This window comes from Atopobiaceae bacterium, from assembly GCA_022483015.1.
In the GTDB taxonomy this organism is placed as follows: Bacteria; Actinomycetota; Coriobacteriia; order Coriobacteriales; family Atopobiaceae; genus JALCUE01.
In genome coordinates this window covers 1,557,873-1,581,735 of the sequence record JAKVOB010000001.1, presented here as the reverse complement: position 1 = coordinate 1,581,735, position 23,863 = coordinate 1,557,873, and the positions used below count along the sequence as shown (strand labels likewise).

The window sequence follows — 23,863 nt, the reverse complement described above, 5'->3', positions numbered from 1 at the left end:
CAGGATGGCCGAGAACATGACGAGTATGACGGATATCACGATGCCGACGTAGTGGTTCATGTGATGAGCTCCCCTCTCGCGACGTCACCGCAGCGAGGTAGATGCCTTGGTCAGAATCCAGTCGAGCACGAGCAGGCCGGCGGCGACGATCGCCAGGTCGCCCCGGAAGATGCCCTCGAAGGGCGTCTCGTACACGAGTATGCCCGAGACGCCCGCAGGAATCATGGAGATGATACCGCCGACCGAGGACAGGAGGGTCGAGACACGGGGCGACAGGCCGAGAAGCACCACGAGCGCCGAGATGAGGATGCCGGAGACCCTGAGGACGACGGCTAGCAGTCGGAGTGCCGTCGAGGCCGCATGCCCGCCGCTAGGCATCCTGCGACTCCTCGAGCTTGGTCGAGAGCTCGAGCCACTCGTCCTCGAGCGAGGGGACCTTGGACTTCAGCGCGTTGTACTCCTTGAGGCAGGCGTCGAAGCGGTCGGCGTCCGCATAGAGGTTCTCGTCGGCCATGAGGTCCACGAGCTCGGCGAGGCGTGCTCGTGCGGGAGTAAGGGCGTCCTCGACCTGCTTGAGGCGCTTCCTGGTGGAACGCAGGCGCTTGCTGGAGGCGTTCCTGGCCTCAGCCTCGGCACGACGCTGCTCCTTCGTCTTCACGTTCCGCCCACCCGAGGGCTCTGACGAGACAGTGCCAGCGCCCTTGGACGAGGATGCCTCGTGAGGTTGGGAGGCCTCGGGGGCCCTCGGGGCATCGGGCGTCGCGGATGGGGCCGAGGCGTCTTCCTCGGCCCGCGAGGCGAGCTCCGCGCGCTTGAAGAGGTAGTAGTCATAGTCGCCGTCATAGAGGGTGACCTGGCCGTCGCGGACCTCGATGACCTTGTTTGCCACAGCGCGCACGAGATGCTCGTCGTGGCTGATGAGCATGATGGTGCCCTTGAAGTCTATGAGGGCATGCTCGAGGACGTCGACCGAGTCGATGTCCAGATGGTTCGTCGGCTCGTCGAGGCAGAGGAGCGGGTCGGGCGCCACGAGCATCTTGGCGAGGGCCAGCCGTGCGCGCTCGCCACCAGAGAGGACGGCGACGCGCTTGTCGACGTCGTCTCCATGGAACAGGAAGGCACCCAGGAGCTTGCGCTCCTGCGAAGTGGTCCATCCCGGGGCGGCACCGTCCATCTCGGCCATGACCGTGTTGGCAGGGTCGAGCGACTCGAGCTGGTGCTGGGCATAGTAGGCCGTGGTCACGTTCTGCCCGAGCTCGACGGTCCCCTTGTCAGGCTCCTCGAGGCCGAGTGCGAGCTTCATGAGGGTCGACTTGCCGGCGCCGTTGGGACCGACCAGGACGGCATGGTCACCGCGATAGAGTGTCACGGTCGCATCATCGTAGACGTGGTTCTCGTCGAAGGACTTGGCGACGTCCTCGACGTCGATCACCATGTCACCAGTGCGCGGCGGCTCGGGGAACGAGAAGTTCACCTTCTTGGAGTTCTCGGGAAGCATCACCAGCTCGCTCTGCACGCGCTCGAGCTTCTTCACGCGCTCCTGGACCTGACGCGCCTTGGTGGGCTTGTAGCGGAAGCGCTCGATGAAGGTCTCCATGTGGGAGATGTCGCGCTCCTGGGCGGCACGCTTGGCACGGAGCTGCTCGAGGTTGTCGGCACGTTGCTTGAGATAGGCGGAATAGTTGCCGGTGTAGGTGGTGAGCCGACGGTTCTCGAGGGCGGCCACGTGCGTCACGCACGCGTCCATGAAGGAGCGGTCGTGGCTGACGAGCAGGACCGCCCCGTCATAGGCCGAGAGGAACGTCTCGAGCCATTGGACGCTCTCAAGGTCGAGGTGGTTGGTCGGCTCGTCCAGAAGAAGCACGTCGGGATGCTTGAGGAGGAGCTTCGAGAGCGCGATGCGCATCTGCCAGCCGCCCGAGAAGTCGGAGGCCGACTTGTCGAGGTCCTCGACGGGAAAGCCGAGACCGCAGAGGATGGCGCGGGCGCGGCTCTCGAGCTCGTAGCCACCGGCGTGCTCGAAGCGGTCCTGGGCGCGACCATACTCCTCGAGGAAGGAGTCGAGCTCGGGACCCGGCTCGGTCGTCGAGATGAGGCGCTCGAGCTCGTGGATCCGCTTCCCGAGGTCACGGATCTCGGTCGCGGAGTCGACGACCTCGCCGAGTGCCGACTTGCTTCCCGCAAGCTTGGTCTCCTGCTCGAGGTAGCCCAGACTCGCACCGCGGGCGAAGCTCACGGTGCCCTCGTCGGCACTCTCAAGGCCCATGATGATCTTGAGGAGCGTGGTCTTGCCGGCGCCGTTGGGCCCGACGAGGGCCCATGACTCACCGGCGTTGAGCTGGAGCGTGGCGCCGGAATAGAGCACCTGGCCGCCAAAGGACTTGGCTATCTTGTCTGCAAGGAGGATCACTGCGAGATCTCACGTCCTGTGAACGGGCAGGGCGACGCCCTGCGAGGGGATTTGGATACGACGGGCAAGAATGTGCGCACGACAAGGTGACGGCACGAGGCATGCCGTGGGGCAGGCAGCGCCTGACAGCCAGCTCAGCCTTGCGTGAGATGGATCGCGAAGCCACCGACCTGCTCCTTGAAGTAGACGAGGAAGGTCGTGCCATCGGGGTTGAGCTTACGAGACGCCTCATCGACCTCGAAGCCACGGCCCGAGAAGTACTCCTCGGCAGCCGGGATGTCATCCACATGGAAGCCGATATGGCCCTTCTCGCCACGTCCGCATCCCTTCATGGTCTCGACGAGCGTGCCCGAGAACACGGAGATGGGAGCCACCGCGTTGCGAGGAAGGCCCATGAGTGCCTGGAACTTGGCGGCGACAGCCTCTGCCTCGGCGTCGGAGGCGGCGTTGATACCGATGTGCGCGATGCGCAGGCCGAGGTCTGCGACCGGATCTGAGACGGACATGGTGGCTCCAATCCTTGCGGCTCCTGCCGCCCATACGTATGACCTGCCACATTGTAGCAGGGCAGCGAGAACGCCGTTCCAGGCAAGCATGGTGGGGTGCGAGGTCTGCGCCAAGCACTAGACTCAGGGTGGTTCTCGAACGTCACCCTCAAACAGGATCGGATCATATGAAGCACCTCCTTGATACCTCAGACCTCGCCGTCACGCTCGCACAGGACGGCAGCGAGAGGACCGTCTTCTCTGATGTCGCGTTCCACCTGGACGAGGGGGAGGTCGTCGACGTCACGGGCCCCTCTGGATGCGGGAAGACCACGCTCCTCCGCACGCTGGCGCTCCTCGAGCCCGGGGCCACGGGCCGCGTGCGGCTCGATGGGACCGACTCCTCGTCCTTCACGCCGCAGCACTGGCGCGCACGCGTCACCCTGCTCCCCCAGAGCCCCGCACTCGTGCGAGGGACGGTCGCGGAGAACCTGCTGCTCCCCTACTCGATGTCCGTTCGTGCCGCGTCAGGGGCGCCCGACGAGGGAAGGATGCGAGCCCTGCTCGATGACGTCGGCCTCGATGATGTGGAGCTCACACGTGACGTGAGCCGGCTCTCGCTCGGCCAGAAGGCTCGCGTGGCACTCGTCCGCACCATCGTTACCGACCCCGACGTGCTGCTCCTCGACGAGGCAGACGCATCGCTCGACACCGAGAGCATGGAGAGGATCGGCGAGCTCACGGCTCGGTACGTAGGCGAGGGGCACCGGGGGTGCCTTCGCATCCGCCACCGCGACCCGGACCGCTACACGATGCGCCGTCTCGCATTTGGCGACGGCACCTTCGTCGAGGAGGACCTCTCATGAGCGGCGTCGTACCCATAGGGAACTGGCAGCTCGCCCTCGCGGCCTGCTTCATGCTGGCAGCAGGCATCGCCTCGAGACGCCTCCGGTTGGGGCTCACCAAAGACATCGCAGTGGCCACGCTGCGCGTGTTCCTGCAGCTCATCGCGCTCGGAATCGTGCTCGGGTACGTCTTCCAGTACCAGACTCCCTGGCTCGTGGGGGCACTGCTCCTCGTGATGCTCGTGAGCGCCACCATCATCGCCAGGGGACGTGTGAAGAACGGGCCGTCGGGACTGGGACCCACGCTCTTCATCTCGCTCTTCGTGACAAGCGCCACGGTCACCTGCGCCGTGGTGGCCCTCGTGGTACGGCCAGACCCACTCTGGGACGCTCGCACGGTACTCACGCTCGGGGGCATGGTCCTCGGAAACTCGATGAGCGCCGCCGCCGTGGCACTTGACCGCCTCTATGCGGACCTCGACACCCGAGCGGACGAGATCCTCTCGCTCACGGCCTTGGGGGCCACACCGGCAGAGGCAGCACATGCCTCTATGGCCTCCTCCATCAGGTCAGGGATGATACCGACGCTCTCCACGATGTGCGCAGCGGGGCTCGTGACCATCCCGGGCATGATGAGCGGCCAGATCCTTGCAGGAGCCGACCCCCTCATGGCTGCCAAGTACCAGATCGTGGTGCTCCTCATGATCTCTGCCGCCACGACCATCTGCAACGTGCTGGTGGTGGGCCTGGGGTACCGTAAGCGGTTCGACAAGAACGGTGTCTTCCTGGAACCGGGGCTCAGGGAGCGCTGAGGCCTCCCGAAGCATGGCACGGGCCCGGGTCTTCCCATCCTGTTGGGCACTTCGTTGGCTACCCATGTTGGCTTACAGCCCGAAAAGACACGAGGCCGAACCATTTGACTGGTCCGACCTCGTTTTTTCTTATGGTGGGCGACGCTGGTTTCGAACCAGCGACCTCTTCCGTGTGAAGGAAGCGCTCTACCCCTGAGCTAGTCGCCCCGCTTTGCCGTCGAGACGGCGAGCGTCATTGTAGCACAGACTCCCGCGCCGCCAAGGCCCACGTTGCCATCCGCCTCCGCCGGCACGCATACGACGCTGCCGCCCATGCGAGCTCGAAAGGAGGCGTCAGGCCTCGACCTGGGCTCTGACCCTACGCCCGAGCACCAGCGCGACGACGGAGACCGCGAGCATGATGGCACCGGAGGCGACCGCCTCCAGGGACTGCGAGGCAAAGACCCGCGAGAAGACCAGGTTGGCGACAAGGGTCGCTACCTGGACACCCAAGGCCACATACGTCGACACGAGGAAGCCGCCGACGCGCCGGGGGCTGTTTGCCCCGATGACACCCGTGACGCCCATCAGGACCGAGAGCGCGACATCCGCGAGAAGGACCACGAGGAGGAAGAGGCCTCCCTCGGAGTAGGAGTCCGTGGAGAGCAGTGCCATGACGTCATAGGCCGCAATCGCGGCACAGGCGATGGCCCAGCAGAGGAGCAGGACGCTCAGGATCTTGAGAAGCCTCTGGTCAGCAGACAAGGCTCAGTCTCCCCTCTCGGCGGACGAAGCCGCACCATCATTGATGACCCTGCGTGCATACCAGAGCACAGCCGCGCCCAGGAGCACGTCGAGGGCTGCCGTGAAGACCTGCTGGCTGTCAGTGGAGACACCAAGCGCCCGCGAAAGGCCGCACCCCACGAGTACGACGGCATACAGGATGACGCACAGGGTCGCGAGGCCAATCGCGACCGTAGCGTACGTGGGAGCCGCCGAGAGCGACCGCGAGAAGCCACCACAGGCCATGTCGATGCCACCGCCGACCACGAACACCAGCCCGGTGCCATAGGCCGAGGCGAGGAACGAGAGCAGGTCATGGCCGAATGCCTCGTCCGCAGGCATCCCGAAGAGCAGCATGAGGCCCATGAAGACCTTGAGGACCCCCCAGATGAGCATGATAGTCGAGAAGCCCCTGAGCCCGCGGGCGTCAGGCGTGAGGTCTGCCTGCCCGGGGCCGAAGGCACCAGCGCTCTCGAGGGAGTCCCGGTCCGGCGTAGGTGCCTCGGCACTGATGCTCCCGCTCTCGACGCACCGGGCCGTCGTCGCGAGGTTCACCAGAAGGGCGCCGGTCAGCAGCGACGAATAGAGGAAGACGAGGACCATGACGAAGTCATGCTGCGAGAGGTATCCCACGAGCCCGAGCAGGCTCAGGACCAGCACCACGATGGCAAGGCGCGACGCCCTTCTCGCCAGCATGGGATGACGTGACACCCTGATCGAATAGATCCCGAGGAAGAACCCAAGGGCCACCACCCCGAGGCACAATACGAGGAAGACGAGGGAGGCCACCCGTACGTCGACGGGATAGGGACCGACCGCTATGGAGTCGGGCAGGTCGTATGGCAGCTTGAGCACATGGAAGGCACCCAGGATGGATGCCAGGGACACCAGGACGAGCACGATCGAGAGGATGGAGTGCCAGACGAGGAAGAGGATCCCAAGGATCTGGAGATAGTTTCTCCCCCTGGGTTCGGCATCATCCTGTGAGCTTGCCGCCATAATCTCCCCTGCTTCGCCTCTTCGGGCAAGAACCTTCCTGACCCACTGTAGCAAATCTCCCCTTGACCGCTCGGCGCGCTTTGGTATAGTAATCAACGCAACGGCACGGGGATATAGCTCAGCTGGGAGAGCGCATGACTGGCAGTCATGAGGTCAGGGGTTCGAACCCCCTTATCTCCACCATGTGAACAATGGGGCGGCGGCGAAGGTCGCCGCCCTTTTTTTGATTCCCCCACGTCCCCATCGGACGAGAAGGGCCCATGGCGCAGCGGTCAGCGCAGGGGACTCATAATCCCTAGGTCGTAGGTTCGAATCCTACTGGGCCCACCAACAAACAAGCAGGTCACGGCATAGAAAGTCGTGGCCTGCTCTTTTGTGTATCTCTCCGATGCGTGCAGTTGGTGTGCAGGGGTCGGAGGAGAGGGGCCAAGGTCCTTCTCGGATACCCTGCCCTACCAGGTGAGCATGTCCTCGTCGATGTCGTCGATGGATGCGGCGCCGCACATGCCCATGACGTCAGCGAGCTCGTCCGAGAGGACACTGATGAGGTCCCTGACACCCTGTTGGCCGTTGCCGTAGGCCGCCACGACGAACGGGCGTGCGAGAAGCACCGCATCGGCACCGAGGGCAAGCGCCCTGAACACGTCCGTACCGCTGCGGATGCCACCGTCCACGAGGACCGCGACGTCATCGCCGACGGCATCCACCACGTCCGGGAGCACCTCAGCCGTCGACGGGACCCCGTCGAGCACACGACCTCCATGGTTCGAGACCACGACTGCGGCCGCCCCTGCCTTGACGGCCTTCTCGGCACCTGACGCGCTCATGACGCCCTTCACGATGAAGGGTTGGTCGCAGTCCGAGATGATCGAGGCAAGTTCCTTGACTGACTTGAAGCCCGCGGGAGGGTCCTGGTCCTTGAGGAACGGGAGCCCGGCGGCATCGACGTCCATGGCGATGGCGACCGGGTCCGCAGCGCGTACCAGGTCGAGCTTCTGCCGCACCACATCTGCCGCCCAAGGCTTGATCGTGGGGATGCCGGCGCCTCCCAACCTGCCGATGAGCGAAGCCGCCCCTTCGACCACCTCGGGCCTGAGGCCGTCGCCGGTGAAGGCGACCGTGCCTGCGGAGGCGGCAGCAGTGAGCACGCACTCGTTGTAGGTGACGTCGTCGAACGCGGTGCCGTAGTGGCGTTGCACGTCACCGACCGGCCCCACCATGACGGGGAGCGAGAGCGTCCTGCCCAGGAACTCGGTCGTGAGGTCCGGGACGAACGACGCATGGAGCGTGTCCATGTTGAGGCGGAACGTGCACCACGCCTCGTAGTTCCTCGTGGAGACGTTGCCCGTGCCCTTGGCCCCTGGACCGGGGATATGGTTCGTGCAGGCCCTCCCGTCACAGACCGGGCAGGCATGGCAGGGTCCCATCTTCCCTTGGGCCTCATGTGCTATCTCGGCGTATGTCATATGAGCTCCTTCGCCCGCTGGTGGTTGGAGGGACGCACGGCGATGCCGCCTGACTTCGTCCTCAGTCGCAGGCAGGCTCGCGCTCGGCAGCGACGCGTGCGGCGAGGACCGACGCGACCTCGTCGAGCGAGACGACCTCGCGCTCGCCGGTCTGCCTGTTCTTGACTTCGCAGTTCCCGTCCTTGACGGCGCGCTTGCCACAGACGACCTGGTAGGGGAACCCATAGAGGTCCGCGTCGTTGAACTTGACGCCGGGCCGCTCGGCACGGTCGTCCATGATCGTCTCGACGCCAGCGCCCACGAGCGCCTCAGCGACCCTCTGAGCTGCCGGCCAGACGAGGTCGCCATCCACGTCGAGGGGTATGACCTCGACCTCGTACGGGGCGACCGAGACGGGCCAGCAGATGCCGTGCTCGTCGTTGTGCTGCTCGACCACGGCGGCAAGCGTGCGAGAGACGCCCACGCCATAGCATCCCATGATGAGGGGCTGCTCGTCGCCGTTCTCGTCGGCGAAGGTCGCACCGAGGGTCTTGGAGTACTTGGTGCCCAGTTGGAACACCTGCGAGACCTCTATGCCACGAGCGCCCTTGAGCGGACGCCCACACGCGGGGCACAGGTCGCCCTCCTGTGCGGCCGCCACGTCGACCCATTCGTCGACCTCGAAGTCACGACCGGGTCGAGCACCCTTGATGTGAGTCTCGTCCTCGTTGCCGCCCACGAGCCAGCTCATGGAGCCCTTGAGCGAGACGTCAGCGACCACCTTCACGCCTGGCTTCAGGCCGATGGGACCCATGAAGCCCTTCACGAGGCCATAGGCCTCCAGCTCGTCGTCATCCATGAGACGATAGGTGCCGAAGGCATGCTCGGCCTTCACGTCGTTCATCTCGTGGTCGCCTGGGATGATCGCGAGAATGGGCGTACCGCCCTCGGTCATCACGGCCAAGGACTTCCGGGTCGCTCTCACGTCGACGCCCATGAACGAGGCCACGGCCTCGCAGCTCCCCTCGCAGGGCGTATGGACGCGCTCGCAGGTGTCTCCGGGACCTTCCATGACGTCGATGGTGGCAGTGCCCGCCTCGGTGTCGGCCGCGAAGCCGCAGTCGCACCACACCAGTGCTGCCTCGCCGGCATCGGCAAGCGCCATGTACTCGACCGAGGTGTCGCCACCGATCTGCCCGCAGTCTGCGGCGACGGGAAGCGCCCTCAGGCCACAGCGCTCGCAGATACGGGCGTAGGCACCCTTCATGTCGTCATAGATCGACTGGAGCGAGGCCTGGTCGGCACTGAAGGAGTAGGCGTCCTTCATGATGAACTCGCGTCCGCGCATGAGCCCGAACCGGGGACGCATCTCGTCGCGGAACTTGGTCTGGATCTGGTAGAGCGTCACCGGGAGCTGCTTGTAGCTGCGGAGCTCGTTGCGCACGAGGTCGGTCACCGTCTCCTCGTGGGTGGGACCGAGGCAGAACTCGCGCTCGTGGCGGTCGGAGATGCGCATGAGCTCGGGGCCGTAGTCGTCCCAACGCCCCGACTCGCGCCAGAGCTCGCCGGGCGTGAGGATGGGCAGGAGGCACTCCTGCGCACCGATGCCGTCCATCTCCTCGCGCACGATCTGCTCGATCTTCTTGAGAGATGCCCAGGCGAGCGGGAGGTAGGAGTAGACGCCCGAGGCGCACTTGCGGATCATGCCCGCGCGGAGCAGCAGCCTATGACTCGCGAGCTCGGCCTCGGCCGGATCCTCCTTGAGCGTGGGTGCATAGAGGTTGGTCATCCTGGAATAGGTCTTCACGGGTACTCCTTGGTGTTCGTTTTCGAGAAGCACGGCCGGCAGCCGTACCGTGCACGTTGCATCATAGCCCTTGGGAGCCAGGCAGGTCAGGCCTCTGGATACCTCCGCGCGACCTCGGCCATCAGCTCATCGACGATAGCCTCTTCAGGGACCTTACGCACGACCTCGCCGTTCGCGAAGAGGAGGCCCTGCCCATGCCCGCAGGCCACGCCGAGGTCAGCGTCCTTGGCCTCGCCTGGCCCGTTCACCACGCACCCCATCACGGCGACGCTGATGGGGGCGGTGATGCCAGCAAGCCTCTCGGTCACCTGGTCAGCAAGACCGACGAGGTCGACCTCCGTGCGGCCGCACGTGGGACAACTCACGATCTCGGGACCACGCCGACGGATCCCAAGGGCTTGGAGTATCCCCCACGCGACAGGAAGCTCGTCTTCCGGAGGCGCCGTGAGCGACACGCGGATGGTGTCACCGATTCCCTCGGCAAGCAGGATGCCGAGCCCACAGGAGCTCTTGATGGTCCCTTGTCGGGGGGTGCCTGCCTCGGTGACCCCGAGGTGGAGCGGGACCTCGGGAAGCTCCGTCGAGAGGCGCCTGTTCACCGCCACCATCGTGGGGACGTCATGGGCCTTGGCGGACAGGACGAGGTCCTCGAACCCCCTCCCATGGATATGGCTCACATACGAGACCGCAGAGGCCACCATCTTGTCCTCGAGGCTGAGGTCGTCTCGAGCTGCGAGCGCGGGGTCGAGCGAGCCTGCGTTGACGCCGATCCTCAGGGGGACCCCCGCATCGCGTGCGGCATCGACCACGGCGTCCACGCGGTCCCATCCGCCAACGTTGCCAGGATTGATACGGACCGCAGAGGCGCCCGCCTCGATGGCCGAGATGGCAAGGCGATGGTCGAAGTGGATGTCCGCGATGACAGGGAGGGGGCTCCTGCGACAGACCTCGGCGAAGCCGTCGAGGGCCGAGGCGTGCGGTACCGCAAGACGGATGAGCTCACAGCCTGCCTGCATCAACGTCTCAATCTGAGCGAGCGAGGCGTCCGCGTCGGAGGTAGCCGTGTTGCACATGGACTGCACCACCACCGGGGCACCACCACCCACCGTGACGCCACCCACGTGCACGGGACGCGTAAGCGACCGTGAGAGCGGAGCGGATGCGAGCTCTGGCCTCCTAAGGTCAGCCATCATGGAACCCCCTAGCCGAGGATGAAGCGGAATACGTCCTGCCTGAGCATGTATACAAAGAGGAGCATGAACAGGCCCAGGCCGATATAGTTGATGACCAGGTTGGCCTTGGCCGGAATCTTGCGATGCGCGATGGCCTGGATCGCCTCGATGAGGATCTTCCCACCATCGAGCGGCGGGATCGGCAGTAGGTTCATGAACCCGAGCGAGAGCGAGATGGCCGCGGCGAACAGGGCAAGCTGGTCCGCGCCGGCAGCCGCCGCCTGGCTCGCCATGACCGAGATCCCCACGATCGAGGTCGAGCTCTGCAGGACCTCTGCCGTGTGCGTGGGAATCATGAGCTTCACAACATAGCTTGCGACGACCCCTATATAGCTGGCGGTATAGGCGCAGGAATCAGTGAACCCGAGATAGGTCCTCCCCTGCTCGGCATAGATGCCGAACTGAGAGGTGTCACGACCGTCCACCGGGACCGTGGAGGTGAGGTCCTGGCCGTCATGCGTATAGGTGATCGCGAAGTCCTGACCGGTGCCCAAGGCATCGCTGAGGGCGCCCACGAGCGCCTCCCAGTCATCGGTCTGCGTTCCCTGCGACGGACGGTGATGCTGTCACCGGCGGCAAGGCCCGAGTCCTGTGCGAGGGACCCCTCCACGACACCAGAGATGACGTTGGTGCCCGTGGTGGTCTCGACGCCCGCGAACATCAGCACGCACACGACGAGAAGGAACCCACAGACCACGTTCACGGTCGCGCCGGCCACCAGGATGCAGAATCGCCTCCAGAAGCCGAGCCCTTGGTAGGTGTGCGAACGCTCGCCCGAGAGGAACCCTTCGGGCTCGCCCTCGATGGGACGAGGAGCGCCTGCATCGCTCACGCCTGGAGCCTCGAAGTCATGGTCACGGTCGTAGGCAGTCAGGAGCGCACCGTCACGCCGGACCGTCTGGAAGCACTCCGGATAGTAGCGCTGCGTGGGCCTCTCACCCTTCTCGGGGTCGTAGAACGCCTCGACGCTCGCCCAGTCCGACAGCGTGACCAAGGAGGCGAGGGCGACGTCATGGTCGAGGGCGCACTCGGTCGCGACCTCGTCCACGCTCACGCGGCCGTGGGCCTGCACGCAGGCGAGCACCCCGGCCAGCGTGCCGTCGTCGTCACCCTCCATGCCGCAGATGCGGTTATACCCGCCAAGCAGGAGCGGGGTGACACCGACCTCGGTACCGTAGCGACGGCTCCGATGCGAGAGCTTGAACCTGCAGGGGAGGCCGAGGAAGAACTCGGTCACACGGACACCGAAGGCTCGCGCGAGGAGGAAGTGGCCTCCCTCGTGAACGAACACCAGCAGGGAAAGGATGATGACGCCCCAGAACACAGCCGAGACGACAGACATGGCACCGCTCACAGGCGAATCCCCTCCGAGGCCCGCTCGGCACGTGCGCGCGCCAGGCGGTCGACCTCTGCGAGTTGCTCGATTGATGCGACAGGCTCGACGTCGGTTGCCTCCATGACCTTCTCGACGATGGCATCGATGTCAGTGAACCGACAGAGCCCCTTCCTGAACGCCGCGTTGGCAACCTCGTTGGCCGCGTTCATGGCACAGGGGAGGGTCCCCCCGGTACGGCCGGCAGACAAGGCGAGCGAGAGGCAGCGGAAGGCGCCGAGGTCAGGGCTCGAGAAGGAGAGCTCCCCCACCGAGGAGTAGTCAACCCGGTCGGCAGGCGTGTCCCAGCGCTCGGGGTACGAGAATGCGTACTGGATGGGGAGGCGCATGTCCGATGGGCCGAGCTGGGCCTTCACCGACCCGTCTACGAACTCGACCATGGAATGGATCCGGCTCTGTGGGTGGACCACGACGTGGATGTCGTCGATGGGCACGTCGAAGAGATGATGCGCCTCGATGACCTCGAGCCCCTTGTTCATGAGGGAGGCGGAGTCGATGGTTATCTTGGGACCCATCGACCAGCTGGGATGTGCCAGGGCCTCGGCCACGGTCACGTCGGCGAGCTCGGAGCGCGAGCGGCCCCGGAAGGGGCCTCCCGAGCAGGTGAGCCAGATGGCGTGGACCTCGTCGTGCCTCTCCCCCACCAGGCACTGGAAGATCGCACTGTGCTCGGAGTCGACGGGAAGCATGCGACCGGGTCGCGCGAGGGGCATGAGGAGGTCGCCCCCCGAGACGAGGGGCTCCTTGTTGGCGCAGGCAAGAATCTTGTCGGCCTTGAGCGTACGCCAGCTCGCACCTATGCCAGCCTCCCCCACCACAGCCACGAGGACGCAATCCACGCAGTCGAGGTCACAGAGGTCCTCGACAGCGTCGTGGCCGAAGGCGACCTCGCAGGAATCGGAGAGGTCGGCAAGCGCGGGGTCATGGGCTCGGGACGCATCGGCGACCGCGAGGTGGGTCGCCCCGAACTCGCGGGCGGCAGCCACGAGCCCTGCGCAGGAGGAGTTGACGGCCAGCGCCACGACGTCGAGCCGGTCGGGATGCTGCCGGCAGACGTCAAGGGCCTGACGTCCGATGGAGCCCGTGCATCCAAGGATCGCGACGCGCAGGACCTCTGGGCGCGGCGAACAAGGGGCCGTGTCCTCGAAGATGCTCATAGGACGCCTCCCATCAACAGGACGAAGTAGGCGACCATGCACCCGAAGATCATGGAGTCGGAACGGTCGAGCAGCCCGCCATGCCCAGGCATGAGGTTGCCGGAGTCCTTGACCCCGGCCCCTCGCTTGAGCCTGCTCTCGAAGAGGTCTCCCATGACGCTTGCCGCGGCCGAGAGCAGCGCCGCGCAGACGGCAAGCGGCAGCGAGACCGACCGGACCCCGATGAAGGCGATCGCCAGCCAGACGACCAAGGAGCCCAGGATGCCTCCCACGAGGCCCTCGATGCTCTTGTGAGGCGATATGCGTGGCGCAAGCGGATGACGTCCGATGCGGGACCCCACGAAGTAGGCGGCGGCGTCGTTGATCCAGACGGACGCCATGACGGCAAAGGTGAGCAAGGCTCCCTCGCCGCCAGCGTCGCACACGCGGATGGAGACGATGGCCGAGAGCATGAGACCGGTATAGACCGGGCCGAAGACGGTGGCGGCGACGTCGGCGATGCTCGCCCTCGGCGTTGCCACATACCAGACGCCTACAGCGAACACCAGGCAGAACAGGAGGAACAGCATGACCGACCCATGCAGGAGGACCGAGACGGGGAACGCCACGGCAAAGGCAAGTCCGATGAACTCGTTCGGCATCCTGCCGCCCATGCGGATGATGCGGAAGAACTCGGAGCAGCAGAGCCACGACATGGCCGCCACGAGGAGGTCCGTGGCAATGGGACCGAGGTAGAGGCAGACGAGGATGGTGATGGCATAGATGGCACCCGAGGTGGTACGGGTCAGGACCCGCTCGGCTCCGCCACGCACCTTCTGGCTCTTGAGGTCGCCGACGACGCGCTGGCTCTCGTGGGCCTCGCGACGCTCCTCACGGGCCGCACGCCGGTCATCACGCTGGGAGGCAGACTCCTGGCTGGCAGGGCCATTGGCGTCGCTCATGAGGCAGACACCCCGCCGAACCTGCGGTTGCGGTGCTGGAAGGAGTCGATGGCGCGAAGGAGCTGCCAACGGGAGAAGTCAGGCCAGTAACCGTCCCATACATAGAACTCGGTATAGGCAAGCTGCCAGAGCAGGTAGTTGGAGAGCCTCAGCTCGCCAGACGTGCGGATGAGCAGCTCGGGGTCAGGAAGGCCCTCCGTGTAGAGGGCATCCGAGACCACCTTGTCGTCGATGTCATCAGCGGAGAGCTCGCCTGCGGCGACCTTCGCAGAGATCATCTGACACGCCCTCACGATCTCTGCCCTGCTGCCGTAGTTCACGGCGAGGGCCAGCACCATACCGGTGTGGTGCGCCGTACGGTCGAGGCCCTCCTGGAACACGTCTCGGGTCGCCGCGGGAAGGCCCGCAAGGTCGCCAAGGAAGCGCAGCTGGACGTTCTCGCGATCGAACAGCGGCAGCTCGCGCAGGAGCGTCGTGGCAAAGAGGTGCATGAGGAGGTCGACCTCATGTTGGGGCCTCTTCCAGTTCTCGGTGGAGAAGGCGTAGGCCGACAGCACGTCGATGCCAAGGCGCACGCTCGCCGTGATGGTCTCGCGAAGCGCCTTCACGCCCGCCTCGTGACCAGCCCCCCGCTCGAGCCCACGTTCCGTCGCCCAACGCCCGTTCCCATCCATGATGATGGAGACGTGGTGCGGCATGCGGTCGAGGTCGACCGAGTCGAGTGAGATGTCCTCAGGGGGATTGCAGAAGTAGTCCCTGAGCTTTTTCTCGTCTCGTTGCACTAGATCTCCATGACCTCGGCCTCTTTGGCCTTGACGAGTTCGTCGATCTTCTCGATGAACGAATCGGTGACCTTCTGGACCTGCTGCTTGCCGCGTGTCACATCATCGTCGGAGAGGTCGTCATCATGCTCGAGCTTGGTGTTGGCCTCGCGACGGACGTTGCGCACGGCGACACGCGCGTCCTCGCCATAGGCACGGCACTCCTTGGCAAGCTCGCGGCGGCGCTCCTCGGTGGGGCTCGGGAACGGCAGCCTGATGGCAGAGCCATCGTTTCCGGGGGTGATGCCGAGGTCGGAGGTGGCGATGGCCTTCTCGATGGCGTTCAGGGCTGTCTTGTCCCAAGGCTCCACGACGAGCATGGTCGCCTCGGGGACCTTCACGGCAGCAAGCTGCGTGATGGGCGTGGCTACGCCGTAGTAGTCGACCCTGATGGAATCGAGGACGTGCGGGTTGGCCCGTCCGGTGCGGACCTTCGCGAAGTTCGCCTTGAGGGATGTGACGCACTTGTCCATGTGGTCGCGCGTGAAGTCCTGGATATCGCTCATTGGTTGTTCTCCTCCCGGATGACGGTGGTGCCGACGGACTCCCCCATGAGGGCCCGCTTGAAGACGTCTTGCTCGGTCATGTTGAAGACGATAATCGGCATGGAGTTGTCGTTGCACAGGGCCGTGGCCGAGGCGTCCATGACCTTGAGGTCGCGCATGAGCACCTCATGGTAGGAGATGACGTCGAACTTCTTGGCCTCGGGGTGCACGGCGGGGTCCATGTCATAGATGCCATCGACCTTGGTGGCCTTCATGAGACAGTCGGCATCGATCTCGCAGGCCCGCAGGGCCGCTGCCGTGTCGGTGGTGAAGTAGGGGTTGCCCGTTCCGGCAGCGAAGATGCAGACGCGGCCCTTCTCGAGGTGACGGATCGCGCGACGACGGATATAGGTCTCGCATATCTCATGCATCTCGATGGCGCTCATGACGCGACTCGTCAGGCCGTGCTTCTCGAAGGCATCCTGGATGGCGAGGGCATTCATGACCGTGGCGAGCATGCCGATGTAGTCAGCCTGAGCGCGCTCCATACCCGCCGCGGCCCCAGACATCCCCCTGAAGATGTTGCCACCACCGACCACGACGCCGACCTCGACGCCGTCGTCGTGGATGACGCGGATCTCCTCAGCGAGCTTGTTGAGGACGTCAGGGTCGATGTTACCCTGGCCGCTACCCATGAGGGCCTCGCCTGAGAGCTTGAGGAGCACGCGCTTGTACTTGTAGTCCGTATGGTCCGCCACGCGACATCCCTTCCTTTGGCGCCGCCTGGGCGCTGTTATACCTCGATGATTCTAGCAGAGCTGATACCTCAGACCGGTCACGCAGGGCATGTGGCAGGGGGTCTGCACATGACAGAGGCCGACGCCATAGGCGCCGGCCTCTGCAGGATCGATCGGGTCTCGGGCTACTCGCCGAAGGTGAAACGCACGAACTTCATGATTTGGATCGTGTCGCCGCACGTGGAGCCGACCTTCTTGGCAAGCTCCGAGATCGTGGTCTCGGAGTCCTTGATGAAGACCTGCTCGGTAAGGACGCTCTCGCGATAGAACTTCTCGAGACGCCCCTCGGCGATCTTCTCCTGGATGGCCTCGGGCTTGCCGGAGTCGGCGGCCTGCGCCTTATAGATGGACTTCTCATGCTCGATGGTGTCAGCAGGGACGTCCTCGCGACGGGCGCAGATGGGGGTGGCAGCGGCCACCTGCATGGCGACGTCGTGTGCGAAGGCCTTGAACTCGTCATTGGCAGCAGTCTCAGGCTTGGAGAAGGCGAACTCGACGATGACGCCGAGCTTGCCGCCAAGGTGGACGTAGCTCGAGAGGGCACCGGACTCGACGGAGAGCCTCGAGAAGCGAGCGATCTTCATGTTCTCGCCCATGGTGTGGATCATCTCGGTGAGGGCCGAGTCGACCGTGTCCTTCTCGTCGAACTGGCATGCCTTCAGCGCCTCGACGTCGGCAGGGTCGTTCTTGGCGACGACCTGAGCCAGGGCCTTGGCGAACCCGGTGAACTTGGGGTTGGTGCCCACGAAGTCGGTCTCGCAGGTGACCTCGACGAGCGCGCCCGAGCGGGAGTCATCCGAGATGGAGACGCCGATGGTGCCCTCGTTGGTCTCGCGGCCAGCCTTCTTGACGGCCTTGGCCATGCCCATGGTACGCAGCACGTCGACGGCCTTCTCGATGTCGCCATCGGCCTCGACCAGGGCCTTCTTGCACTCCATCATGGGTGAGTCGGTCATCTCGCGGAGCTGCTTGACCAGAGCTGCGGTAACAGTAGCCATTGGATACCTCTATTCGGGATTCAGATGAGCGGTTGGACGAGCTACTTGGCAGGTGCGGCCTCGGGGGCAGCTGCAGGCGCCGCGGCCTCGGGGGCAGCTGCAGGCGCTGCCTCGGGAGCGGTGGCCACAGGGGCGGCTGCGGGAGCGGCGGCCATCTCCTCAGCCGTGACCTGCTCCTTGCCGGTGCCGGCAAGGACGGCGTCGGCAGCAAGCTCGCACATGAGCGAGACGGAGCGGATCGCGTCGTCGTTGGCAGGGATGCCATAGTCGATGACGTCAGGGTCCGAGTTGGTGTCGAGGAGCGCGACGACGGGGATGTGCAGGCGGTTTGCCTCGCGTACCGCGATCTCCTCACGCTTCGAGTCGACGACGAAGAGCGCCTGGGGCGTGGCCTTCATGTCGCGGACGCCACCGAGGTTGCGCTGGAGCTTACCGAGCTCCTTGCCCAGGAGCGCCTGCTCCTTCTTGGGGAGAAGGGCCATGCGGCCGTCCTCGACCATGGCCTCGAGCTCCTCCATGCGGTCGATACGCGAGCGCATGGTGACGAAGTTGGTGAGGACGCCGCCGAGCCAGCGCTGGTTGATGTAGGGCATGCCGCAGCGGTCAGCCTGGATCTGCACGGGGTCCTGTGCCTGCTTCTTGGTACCCACGAAGAGGACCTTGCCGCCCTTGGAGGCGGTGTCACGCAGGAACGTGTATGCCTTGTCGGCATCAAGGATGGTCTGCTTGAGGTCAAGGATGTAGATGTCGTTGCGCTCACCGAAGATGTAGGGCTTCATCTTGGGGTTCCAGCGACGCGTCTGGTGACCATAGTGGCAGCCGGCCTCGAGCAGGGTGTTGATGTTGATCTTGACAGCCATTGCGTTCTCCTTCTGGTTAGCCTTGCGCGTGGGGTCGACCCTGACGGACCACCCAGGTCATGGCTTGTAAGTCCTGGGCACCATGGCCATCAGGTAGCCACGCGTGTTATGTATGCCGTGCTTTTGCACAGCGAGTGAGAGTATAGCATGACTTGTCGTCACCTCAGCTACGGGGATGTGCCTGTCGTGTGGCGGCCTTGAGGCGGTCGACCGAGAGATGCGTGTAGATCTGCGTGGTCGAGAGGCTCTCATGGCCAAGCAGCTCCTGCACGCTCCTCAGGTCGGCTCCCCCCGAGAGGAGCTCGGTGGCATAGGAGTGCCGCATGGCGTGAGGTGTGAGGGTCGCGTCGAGCCCCGCCGCACGCGCGTCATGCTCGAAGCGGGTACGGAGCGCGTCGGCGCTCATCCTGCGTCCCCTGGTCGAGAGGAGCAGGGCGCTCGTGGGCTCCTTGCCATTGCGCGCAAGCGTGGGCCTTGCCCGGAGCAGATAGGCATGGACCTGCTCGACGGCAAGGTCATAGATGGGGACGATCCGCTGCTTGGACCCCTTCCCGAAGAGGCTCACCTGCCCCTGCGAGAGGTCGACGTCCGCAACGTCAAGGTGCGAGAGCTCGGATATGCGCGCGCCCGTGGCATAGAGGAGCTCGAGCATGGTCCGGTCGCGGACCGAACACGCGTCATCGCCGTCGACGGAGCCTATGAGGAGCTCGACCTCGGCGTCGGTCAAGGTCTTCGGAAGCAGGCGTGCCGCCTTGGGAGTCGCCAACGCAGCCGCCGCGTCCTCGTCCGTGATCCCCTCGTCGACGAGCCAGCGGTAGAACGAGCGGATGGCCGAGAGCCTGCGATCGATGGTGTGGGTGGAGTACCGCGCCCGTGACTGCTCCGAGAGATAGAGCCTCAGCTGACGATGGGTGACATGGAGCGGCTCTACCCCCGACCTCGCCACCCACTCCTGGAAGGATGCGAGGTCGGCACCGTATGCACGCACGGTGTTGGGCGAGAGGTTCCTGACATCTCCGAGGTACGACAGGAACCGTCCCACGAGGGGCTCGAGGACGGGATCCGGCCCCTCCCCCACGGCCACAGGAACCTCATGATCCCTGCTCATGTGAGGTCGATCCCAAGGTCGGGACGACCCTCCAGATATCCCATGAGGTCACGGCGCGCGCGGTCGGCGTAGGCCTGGTAGCGCTCGCGCTTCTTGAGACGCGGGCCCTCCAAGGGCGGCACGAGGCCGAAGTTCACGTGCATGGGTTGGTAGGGACTCGTCGCCGGGTCCGTCGCATAGGAGACGAGCGAGCCCAACGCCCCCGTACGCGGAAGGGAGACGGCCGGCCTGCCATCAAGCGCGGCGGCGGTGTTCAGGGCAGCGAGGAGCCCCGATGCAATCGCCTCCGTATACCCTTCGGTACCACAGATCTGCCCGGCCAGACGGACCTGGGTCCCAGGGACCGCGAAGGTGTGGTCGAGCACGCGTGGTGCGTCCACGAAGGAGTTGCGATGCATGACGCCATACCGGAAGAACTCAGCATGGGAGAGCCCGGGAATCATCCGGAAGACCCGACGCTGCTCGGGCCAGGTGAGGTTGGTCTGGAAGCCGACGAGGTTATAGGCCGTACGGGCCGCATTCTCGCTCCTCAGCTGCACGGCAGCCCACGGGCGATGCCCCGTCCTCGGGTCGACGAGGCCGACCGGCTTCATGGCGCCGAACCTCAGCGAGTCGAGGCCGGTCCGTGCGACCTCCTCGGCTGGCTGGCAGGCACAGAACAGGTCACCCTGCTCGAAGTCACGGGCGATGACGCGCGAGGCCGAGACCAAGGCCGCGTGGAAGGCCTCGTACTCATCCCGCGAGAAGGGGCAGTTCAGATAGTCGCCCGAGCCTTCCTCGTCATACCGGGACTGCTCGAAGACGATCGAGCGATCGAGCGTATCGGCGTCGACGATGGGCGCTGCGGCATCGAAGAACGACATGGCCTCGCCGCCCACGAGCCCTGAGACCGCCTTGAACAGGGCGTCAGAGCACAGCGGCCCGGCAGCTATCACACAGGGACCTGAGGGGATCGAGGAGACCTCCTCGCGCACGAGCGTTATGGCAGGCTCAGAGGCAATGCGGGCGGTGACCGCCTGCGAGAAGGCGTCACGGTCGACCGCGAGGGCGCCGCCCGCAGGGACGGCGGCCTCATGGGCCACCTCGAGGAGTTGCGAGCCCATGAGCGCGAGCTCCTCCTTGAGGAGGCCTGCCGCGCTGTCAGGACGAGACGACTTGAGTGAGTTCGAGCAGACGAGCTCGGCAAGCCCATCCGTCCTGTGCGCAGCCGTCGTATGGACGGGACGCTGCTCGAAGAGCACGACGTCTACGCCGCGGGAGGCGAGTTGGAGCGCGCATTCCGAGCCTGCGAGGCCTCCTCCGACAACGCTGACCTGAGCCATGCATCCCCCAAACATACCTTGGCATGGGCACGCCATGCCTTCCGACCGTCAGCTCCCATTGTGCCCCAAGAGCGAGGCCTCGGAGGCTGCATACCTCCCATCGGCCAGCCTCGTCACAAGGCCTCGGGACTCGTAGTCGGACAACGTCCTCAGGATCGTGAGCAGCCCCTCGCCCAGACGCGATGCGAGGTCGTCGGGACGTGCCGGTGAGGCCACGAGCGCCGAGAGGATGCGCCCACGCTCCTGGCAATGCGAACCCGTGGGACTCAGGCGTAGCAGCCGATAGTCATCCTCGAGCATGTCCTGAAGGGTCGTCTCGCCTATGAACGGCCGCGCCCCATCATAGAGGAGCTGGTTGGTCCCGCGCGAGTTGGGCGAGAAGATCGACCCAGGCGCACAATAGACGGACCTGCCGAGCTCTGCAGCGCTCACGGCCGTGCTCATCGTCCCCGAGGGCAGCCCGGCCTCGGTGACCACGAGCACCGGCGAGAGGGCCGCTATGAGGACGTTCCTCTTGGGAAACGCGTACCGGCGGGGTTGCGTCCCCCAGCTCCCAAGTGATATGACGGCCCCGCCCTGCGTGCGCGCGGCATCGAAGACGTCTGCGGAGGAACGTGGGTAGACGACGTCGGCCCCGCATCCGGAGACGACGACCGTGGCGCCCCCCGCGTCCACCGCGGCCAAGCCGGCCGCCCGGTCGACCCCCATGGCCCCTCCGGACACGACCACGATGCCGCTCTCGGCCGCGACCCTTCCGACCATCTCGGCGACCGCGAGCCCATAGGGAGTCGCCCTCCGGGCTCCCACGACCGAGACGCATGGCCTCGAGAGGACCTCGGCAGAGCCCACGCCCCAGATCCTCTCGAACCCTGAGCCCTCGTGCGCATCGCGTGCGAGAGGCGGATACGAGTCGTCGGATGGGGCCATCGTCCATCCGTCATCTGGCATCTCACGGATTCCGTCGCTCATGATATCGCCCCCGTCCTGAACCCCATGGCCTCGGCCACGTCGTCTGAGGTCACCTCCGGATGGCATTCGACGTCGCCGACCGTACGGGCGACGCGCGCCACACGGGCGATGGCACGGCCACCGAGCGCGAGCCTCGCGGCCATCCCCTCCAGCGTGGCACGGACCGAACGTGAGAAGGAGAGCCCCGAGAGCGGGCCTGCGCTCCCCCGGCCCGCCCCCTCGGGCACATGTCGCTCTCGCTCAGCGGCGAATGCACGTGCCCTCGAGACCAACTCGCACATCTCGCGCGTGCCAAGACCCTCCTGGCCCCGTATGATCCTCTCGGAGGAGGGGCGTGCCATGGCGATGGCGAGGTCGATGCGGTCAAGGAGCGGCCCCCCGATCCGACCGCGGTAGCGATGGATGTCAGCCTCCCCACAGGTGCAGGGATGGTCAGGGTCCCCGAGGTACCCGCAGGGGCAGGGGTTCGCCGCAGCGACGAGCTGGAAGTCGCAGGGGAACGTATAGGTGCCATCCACTCGAACGATACGGACCTCGCCGTCCTCGAGCGGCTGCCGGAGGGCCTGGAGCGAGCCAGGTCCGAACTCCGGCATCTCGTCAAGGAAAAGGACCCCTCCATGCGCCAGCGATATCTCGCCGGGAACCACCGGGCGGCCGCCCCCTATGAGGCCTGCCGTCGACACCGAGTGGTGCGGGGCCCTGAAGGGGCGCTCGCCCCGCATGAGAGCAGAACCGTCAAGCCCCGCGACCGAATGGACCAGGAGGGCCTGGAGGCGCTCCTCCCCTACGAGGGGAGGCAGCACCTGCGGCATCCTCCGCGCAAGCATGGTCTTGCCGGCACCAGGGGGCCCGACCATGAGCAGACCGAGCCGCCCGGCGCTCGCTATGACGCAGGCGCGCTTCGCGAGCTCCTGGTCAATCACATCGGAGAAGTCCGTCGTGGAAGCAGGGTCGGTCATGCGCTCCGGCATATTGGGGGACCCCACCTCGGCGACTCGCGCCAGGCCGGCCTTGAGCTGGGAGAGCGTCTCGATGCGCCTGAGCTTGACCCCTACCTCGGAGGCACACCATGATCCGAGGTGCCCCGCAAGGTCAAGTCCCTCGTCCCGAGCGAGGAGCGCGTAGGCCACGTCCCCCCCGCACGGGGCTCACCGCACCGTCCAGCCCGAGCTCGCCCACGAAGAGGCTTCCGTCAAGACCAGAGGCGGGGATCTGCGCAGTCGCCGCAAGGATTGCGGTGGCCATCGCAAGGTCGAGGCCCGTGCCCTGCTTTCGGACATCGCTCGGGGCAAGGTTGACCGTGATATGAAGACGGGGAATCTCGAAGTCGCAGGCGCGCAGGGCACATCGCACGCGACTGCGCGCCTCGAGGACGGCCGCATCCGGCATCCCCACGATGGTTATCCCGGGGATGCCTCCCGCAAGGTCGACCTCCACCGTCACGGGGACCGCCGAGATTCCCCTCAGCACCGCCCCATGGACGCAGAACCCCCTGCTGCCCATCAGTCATCCCAGCTGAACGCGGCCATCAGGTGGCGAAGGCGGGCGCACTGCTCCCCTACTATGCTCACGGCGATGACATCGAATCGAACCGATCTGACATCGGGGTTCTCGACCATGTACATGAGGCCGATGTCGCGGTATCGCCTCTGCTTGGCTCCGTCGACGGCAAGCTCCGGGATGAAGTCCTCCTCCCCGACCTGGACCCTGGTCTTCACCTCGACGAGGACGTGCGTGTCCCCATCGATGGCGACGATATCGGCCTCGCCCTTGATGCACCGCCAGTTGCGAGCGATGACCTCGTACCCTCGACGCCTGAGGTAGAGGGCGGCTATGGTCTCGCCCTCGCGCCCTACCTCGCGCGAGGTCCATTGGCCGATGGGCTTGTCGGGCGCCTTATACCTCGGGGCCTCGTAGGGGATTCGCCTGAAGGACGGTACGAGCCTCGAACACGCATCGAGGTCGTCGTCGGGGGCGCCGTCATCGACACCGACCGCGTCGGGATCGTCCTTCGCTTCGATGGCCGCATCAAGGTCCTCGTCCAGGCAGTTCGTCAGTTCCTCGTCCATGGGTCCTCCTCCGTCGTGGTGGGGCTCAGAGAATGGCATGGAAAACCAACAGGGATTCGGTCCCGACTGTCCAAAAACAGTCAGGAATCCAACAAACTTTGACAGTTGGAAGAGCTGCCGAGGTCAACAGGCCGCGGATGCCGAGA

At 65.5% G+C, this 23,863-nt stretch carries 25 protein-coding genes and 3 tRNA genes; 4 read left to right on the top strand and 24 right to left on the bottom strand.

What is annotated here, in order from left to right; genetic code table 11:
- Nucleotides 1-84 precede the first annotated feature (84 nt).
- From LKE50_06780 to LKE50_06770, 3 genes are all read right to left on the bottom strand, one after another.
- The gene (locus LKE50_06780) at nucleotides 85-378 is read right to left on the bottom strand and encodes a hypothetical protein (GenBank protein ID MCH3968302.1); all 294 of its coding nucleotides are present in this window, start codon (nucleotides 376-378) and stop codon (nucleotides 85-87) included.
- Nucleotides 371-2,410, bottom strand: a complete 2,040-nt coding sequence (locus tag LKE50_06775; GenBank protein ID MCH3968301.1) for an ATP-binding cassette domain-containing protein — start codon at nucleotides 2,408-2,410, stop codon at nucleotides 371-373. The genes LKE50_06780 and LKE50_06775 overlap by 8 nt, the downstream gene beginning before the upstream one ends.
- A 134-nt stretch (nucleotides 2,411-2,544) precedes the next feature.
- Nucleotides 2,545-2,916, bottom strand: coding sequence for a VOC family protein (locus LKE50_06770; GenBank protein MCH3968300.1), 372 nt, complete (start codon nucleotides 2,914-2,916; stop codon nucleotides 2,545-2,547).
- A gap of 167 nt (nucleotides 2,917-3,083) precedes the next feature.
- On the opposite strand from LKE50_06770, the gene LKE50_06765 reads away from it, so the two are divergent.
- Both LKE50_06765 and fetB read left to right on the top strand, forming a co-directional pair.
- Nucleotides 3,084-3,761 (top strand): ATP-binding cassette domain-containing protein, encoded by a 678-nt coding sequence (locus tag LKE50_06765; GenBank protein MCH3968299.1) that lies wholly within the window; start codon nucleotides 3,084-3,086, stop codon nucleotides 3,759-3,761.
- Nucleotides 3,758-4,552 carry an iron export ABC transporter permease subunit FetB gene (fetB, locus tag LKE50_06760; protein ID MCH3968298.1) on the top strand — a complete coding sequence of 265 codons (795 nt, stop codon included), beginning with the start codon at nucleotides 3,758-3,760 and terminating at the stop codon, nucleotides 4,550-4,552. The genes LKE50_06765 and fetB overlap by 4 nt, the downstream gene beginning before the upstream one ends.
- A 132-nt stretch (nucleotides 4,553-4,684) precedes the next feature.
- Here fetB and LKE50_06755 read toward each other — a convergent pair.
- The 3 genes from LKE50_06755 to LKE50_06745 all read right to left on the bottom strand — a co-directional run bounded on the left by LKE50_06755 (nucleotide 4,685) and on the right by LKE50_06745 (nucleotide 6,313).
- A tRNA-Val gene (locus LKE50_06755) sits at nucleotides 4,685-4,759 on the bottom strand.
- 126 nt (nucleotides 4,760-4,885) lie between these two features.
- Entirely contained in the window at nucleotides 4,886-5,296 is a 411-nt protein-coding gene (locus LKE50_06750; protein MCH3968297.1) for a hypothetical protein, read from the bottom strand.
- 3 nt (nucleotides 5,297-5,299) lie between these two features.
- Nucleotides 5,300-6,313 (bottom strand): hypothetical protein, encoded by a 1,014-nt coding sequence (locus tag LKE50_06745; protein MCH3968296.1) that lies wholly within the window; start codon nucleotides 6,311-6,313, stop codon nucleotides 5,300-5,302.
- Between the two features lie 107 nt (nucleotides 6,314-6,420).
- Between LKE50_06745 and LKE50_06740 the strand changes: the two genes are divergently transcribed.
- Nucleotides 6,421-6,496: transfer RNA gene (locus LKE50_06740), tRNA-Ala, on the top strand.
- Nucleotides 6,497-6,567: 71 nt separating this feature from the next.
- A tRNA-Ile gene (locus LKE50_06735) sits at nucleotides 6,568-6,643 on the top strand.
- A gap of 122 nt (nucleotides 6,644-6,765) precedes the next feature.
- Here the strand turns inward: LKE50_06735 and LKE50_06730 are convergent.
- The 18 genes from LKE50_06730 to LKE50_06645 form a co-directional block, all read right to left on the bottom strand.
- Complete coding sequence (locus tag LKE50_06730) at nucleotides 6,766-7,779, bottom strand: alpha-hydroxy-acid oxidizing protein (GenBank protein ID MCH3968295.1); 1,014 nt, start codon at nucleotides 7,777-7,779, stop codon at nucleotides 6,766-6,768.
- A 61-nt stretch (nucleotides 7,780-7,840) separates the two neighbouring features.
- Nucleotides 7,841-9,547 carry a proline--tRNA ligase gene (locus LKE50_06725; GenBank protein MCH3968294.1) on the bottom strand — a complete coding sequence of 569 codons (1,707 nt, stop codon included), beginning with the start codon at nucleotides 9,545-9,547 and terminating at the stop codon, nucleotides 7,841-7,843.
- Between the two features lie 104 nt (nucleotides 9,548-9,651).
- A complete protein-coding gene (gene ispG, locus LKE50_06720) occupies nucleotides 9,652-10,755 on the bottom strand; it encodes a flavodoxin-dependent (E)-4-hydroxy-3-methylbut-2-enyl-diphosphate synthase (protein MCH3968293.1) in 1,104 nt (367 codons plus the stop codon).
- An 11-nt stretch (nucleotides 10,756-10,766) separates the two neighbouring features.
- Complete coding sequence (locus tag LKE50_06715) at nucleotides 10,767-11,222, bottom strand: site-2 protease family protein (protein ID MCH3968292.1); 456 nt, start codon at nucleotides 11,220-11,222, stop codon at nucleotides 10,767-10,769.
- The gene (locus LKE50_06710) at nucleotides 11,123-12,151 is read right to left on the bottom strand and encodes a site-2 protease family protein (GenBank protein ID MCH3968291.1); all 1,029 of its coding nucleotides are present in this window, start codon (nucleotides 12,149-12,151) and stop codon (nucleotides 11,123-11,125) included. The genes LKE50_06715 and LKE50_06710 overlap by 100 nt, the downstream gene beginning before the upstream one ends.
- Nucleotides 12,148-13,347 carry a 1-deoxy-D-xylulose-5-phosphate reductoisomerase gene (dxr, locus tag LKE50_06705; GenBank protein MCH3968290.1) on the bottom strand — a complete coding sequence of 400 codons (1,200 nt, stop codon included), beginning with the start codon at nucleotides 13,345-13,347 and terminating at the stop codon, nucleotides 12,148-12,150. Before dxr ends, LKE50_06710 begins: the two co-directional genes overlap by 4 nt.
- The gene (locus LKE50_06700) at nucleotides 13,344-14,288 is read right to left on the bottom strand and encodes a phosphatidate cytidylyltransferase (GenBank protein MCH3968289.1); all 945 of its coding nucleotides are present in this window, start codon (nucleotides 14,286-14,288) and stop codon (nucleotides 13,344-13,346) included. Before LKE50_06700 ends, dxr begins: the two co-directional genes overlap by 4 nt.
- On the bottom strand, nucleotides 14,285-15,070 hold the full coding sequence (locus tag LKE50_06695) for an isoprenyl transferase (protein MCH3968288.1): 786 nt from the start codon (nucleotides 15,068-15,070) through the stop codon (nucleotides 14,285-14,287). Before LKE50_06695 ends, LKE50_06700 begins: the two co-directional genes overlap by 4 nt.
- The gene (frr, locus tag LKE50_06690) at nucleotides 15,070-15,615 is read right to left on the bottom strand and encodes a ribosome recycling factor (GenBank protein ID MCH3968287.1); all 546 of its coding nucleotides are present in this window, start codon (nucleotides 15,613-15,615) and stop codon (nucleotides 15,070-15,072) included. The genes LKE50_06695 and frr overlap by 1 nt, the downstream gene beginning before the upstream one ends.
- On the bottom strand, nucleotides 15,612-16,289 hold the full coding sequence (pyrH, locus tag LKE50_06685; GenBank protein ID MCH3968286.1) for a UMP kinase: 678 nt from the start codon (nucleotides 16,287-16,289) through the stop codon (nucleotides 15,612-15,614). Before pyrH ends, frr begins: the two co-directional genes overlap by 4 nt.
- A gap of 227 nt (nucleotides 16,290-16,516) precedes the next feature.
- On the bottom strand, nucleotides 16,517-17,389 hold the full coding sequence (tsf, locus tag LKE50_06680) for a translation elongation factor Ts (protein MCH3968285.1): 873 nt from the start codon (nucleotides 17,387-17,389) through the stop codon (nucleotides 16,517-16,519).
- Between the two features lie 41 nt (nucleotides 17,390-17,430).
- The gene (gene rpsB, locus LKE50_06675) at nucleotides 17,431-18,249 is read right to left on the bottom strand and encodes a 30S ribosomal protein S2 (protein ID MCH3968284.1); all 819 of its coding nucleotides are present in this window, start codon (nucleotides 18,247-18,249) and stop codon (nucleotides 17,431-17,433) included.
- 163 nt (nucleotides 18,250-18,412) lie between these two features.
- Complete coding sequence (locus tag LKE50_06670) at nucleotides 18,413-19,357, bottom strand: tyrosine recombinase XerC (GenBank protein MCH3968283.1); 945 nt, start codon at nucleotides 19,355-19,357, stop codon at nucleotides 18,413-18,415.
- Nucleotides 19,354-20,679, bottom strand: coding sequence for a methylenetetrahydrofolate--tRNA-(uracil(54)-C(5))-methyltransferase (FADH(2)-oxidizing) TrmFO (gene trmFO / locus LKE50_06665; protein ID MCH3968282.1), 1,326 nt, complete (start codon nucleotides 20,677-20,679; stop codon nucleotides 19,354-19,356). Before trmFO ends, LKE50_06670 begins: the two co-directional genes overlap by 4 nt.
- Before the next feature lie 48 nt (nucleotides 20,680-20,727).
- On the bottom strand, nucleotides 20,728-21,648 hold the full coding sequence (locus LKE50_06660) for a DNA-protecting protein DprA (GenBank protein MCH3968281.1): 921 nt from the start codon (nucleotides 21,646-21,648) through the stop codon (nucleotides 20,728-20,730).
- Nucleotides 21,645-22,778, bottom strand: a complete 1,134-nt coding sequence (locus tag LKE50_06655) for an ATP-binding protein (GenBank protein ID MCH3968280.1) — start codon at nucleotides 22,776-22,778, stop codon at nucleotides 21,645-21,647. The genes LKE50_06660 and LKE50_06655 overlap by 4 nt, the downstream gene beginning before the upstream one ends.
- Nucleotides 22,741-23,151, bottom strand: a complete 411-nt coding sequence (locus LKE50_06650) for a hypothetical protein (protein ID MCH3968279.1) — start codon at nucleotides 23,149-23,151, stop codon at nucleotides 22,741-22,743. The genes LKE50_06655 and LKE50_06650 overlap by 38 nt, the downstream gene beginning before the upstream one ends.
- Nucleotides 23,151-23,717, bottom strand: coding sequence for a YraN family protein (locus LKE50_06645; GenBank protein ID MCH3968278.1), 567 nt, complete (start codon nucleotides 23,715-23,717; stop codon nucleotides 23,151-23,153). The genes LKE50_06650 and LKE50_06645 overlap by 1 nt, the downstream gene beginning before the upstream one ends.
- Nucleotides 23,718-23,863 lie beyond the last annotated feature (146 nt).

Excerpts from the sequence above, each read along its gene's own strand:
- LKE50_06765 (MCH3968299.1), top strand. The coding sequence starts at position 3,084 with ATGAAGCACCTCCTTGATACCTCAGACCTCGCCGTCACGCTCGCACAG.
- ispG (MCH3968293.1), bottom strand. The coding sequence starts at position 10,755 with ATGGCTGACCTTAGGAGGCCAGAGCTCGCATCCGCTCCGCTCTCACGG.
- frr (MCH3968287.1), bottom strand. The coding sequence starts at position 15,615 with ATGAGCGATATCCAGGACTTCACGCGCGACCACATGGACAAGTGCGTC.
- LKE50_06780 (MCH3968302.1), bottom strand. The coding sequence starts at position 378 with ATGCCTAGCGGCGGGCATGCGGCCTCGACGGCACTCCGACTGCTAGCC.
- LKE50_06645 (MCH3968278.1), bottom strand. The coding sequence starts at position 23,717 with ATGGACGAGGAACTGACGAACTGCCTGGACGAGGACCTTGATGCGGCC.
- trmFO (MCH3968282.1), bottom strand. The coding sequence starts at position 20,679 with ATGGCTCAGGTCAGCGTTGTCGGAGGAGGCCTCGCAGGCTCGGAATGC.
- pyrH (MCH3968286.1), bottom strand. The coding sequence starts at position 16,289 with ATGGGTAGCGGCCAGGGTAACATCGACCCTGACGTCCTCAACAAGCTC.
- LKE50_06725 (MCH3968294.1), bottom strand. The coding sequence starts at position 9,547 with ATGACCAACCTCTATGCACCCACGCTCAAGGAGGATCCGGCCGAGGCC.
- rpsB (MCH3968284.1), bottom strand. The coding sequence starts at position 18,249 with ATGGCTGTCAAGATCAACATCAACACCCTGCTCGAGGCCGGCTGCCAC.
- LKE50_06660 (MCH3968281.1), bottom strand. The coding sequence starts at position 21,648 with ATGAGCGACGGAATCCGTGAGATGCCAGATGACGGATGGACGATGGCC.
- LKE50_06730 (MCH3968295.1), bottom strand. The coding sequence starts at position 7,779 with ATGACATACGCCGAGATAGCACATGAGGCCCAAGGGAAGATGGGACCC.
- LKE50_06700 (MCH3968289.1), bottom strand. The coding sequence starts at position 14,288 with ATGAGCGACGCCAATGGCCCTGCCAGCCAGGAGTCTGCCTCCCAGCGT.
- fetB (MCH3968298.1), top strand. The coding sequence starts at position 3,758 with ATGAGCGGCGTCGTACCCATAGGGAACTGGCAGCTCGCCCTCGCGGCC.
- dxr (MCH3968290.1), bottom strand. The coding sequence starts at position 13,347 with ATGAGCATCTTCGAGGACACGGCCCCTTGTTCGCCGCGCCCAGAGGTC.
- LKE50_06670 (MCH3968283.1), bottom strand. The coding sequence starts at position 19,357 with ATGAGCAGGGATCATGAGGTTCCTGTGGCCGTGGGGGAGGGGCCGGAT.
- tsf (MCH3968285.1), bottom strand. The coding sequence starts at position 17,389 with ATGGCTACTGTTACCGCAGCTCTGGTCAAGCAGCTCCGCGAGATGACC.
- LKE50_06745 (MCH3968296.1), bottom strand. The coding sequence starts at position 6,313 with ATGGCGGCAAGCTCACAGGATGATGCCGAACCCAGGGGGAGAAACTAT.
- LKE50_06770 (MCH3968300.1), bottom strand. The coding sequence starts at position 2,916 with ATGTCCGTCTCAGATCCGGTCGCAGACCTCGGCCTGCGCATCGCGCAC.
- LKE50_06650 (MCH3968279.1), bottom strand. The coding sequence starts at position 23,151 with ATGGGCAGCAGGGGGTTCTGCGTCCATGGGGCGGTGCTGAGGGGAATC.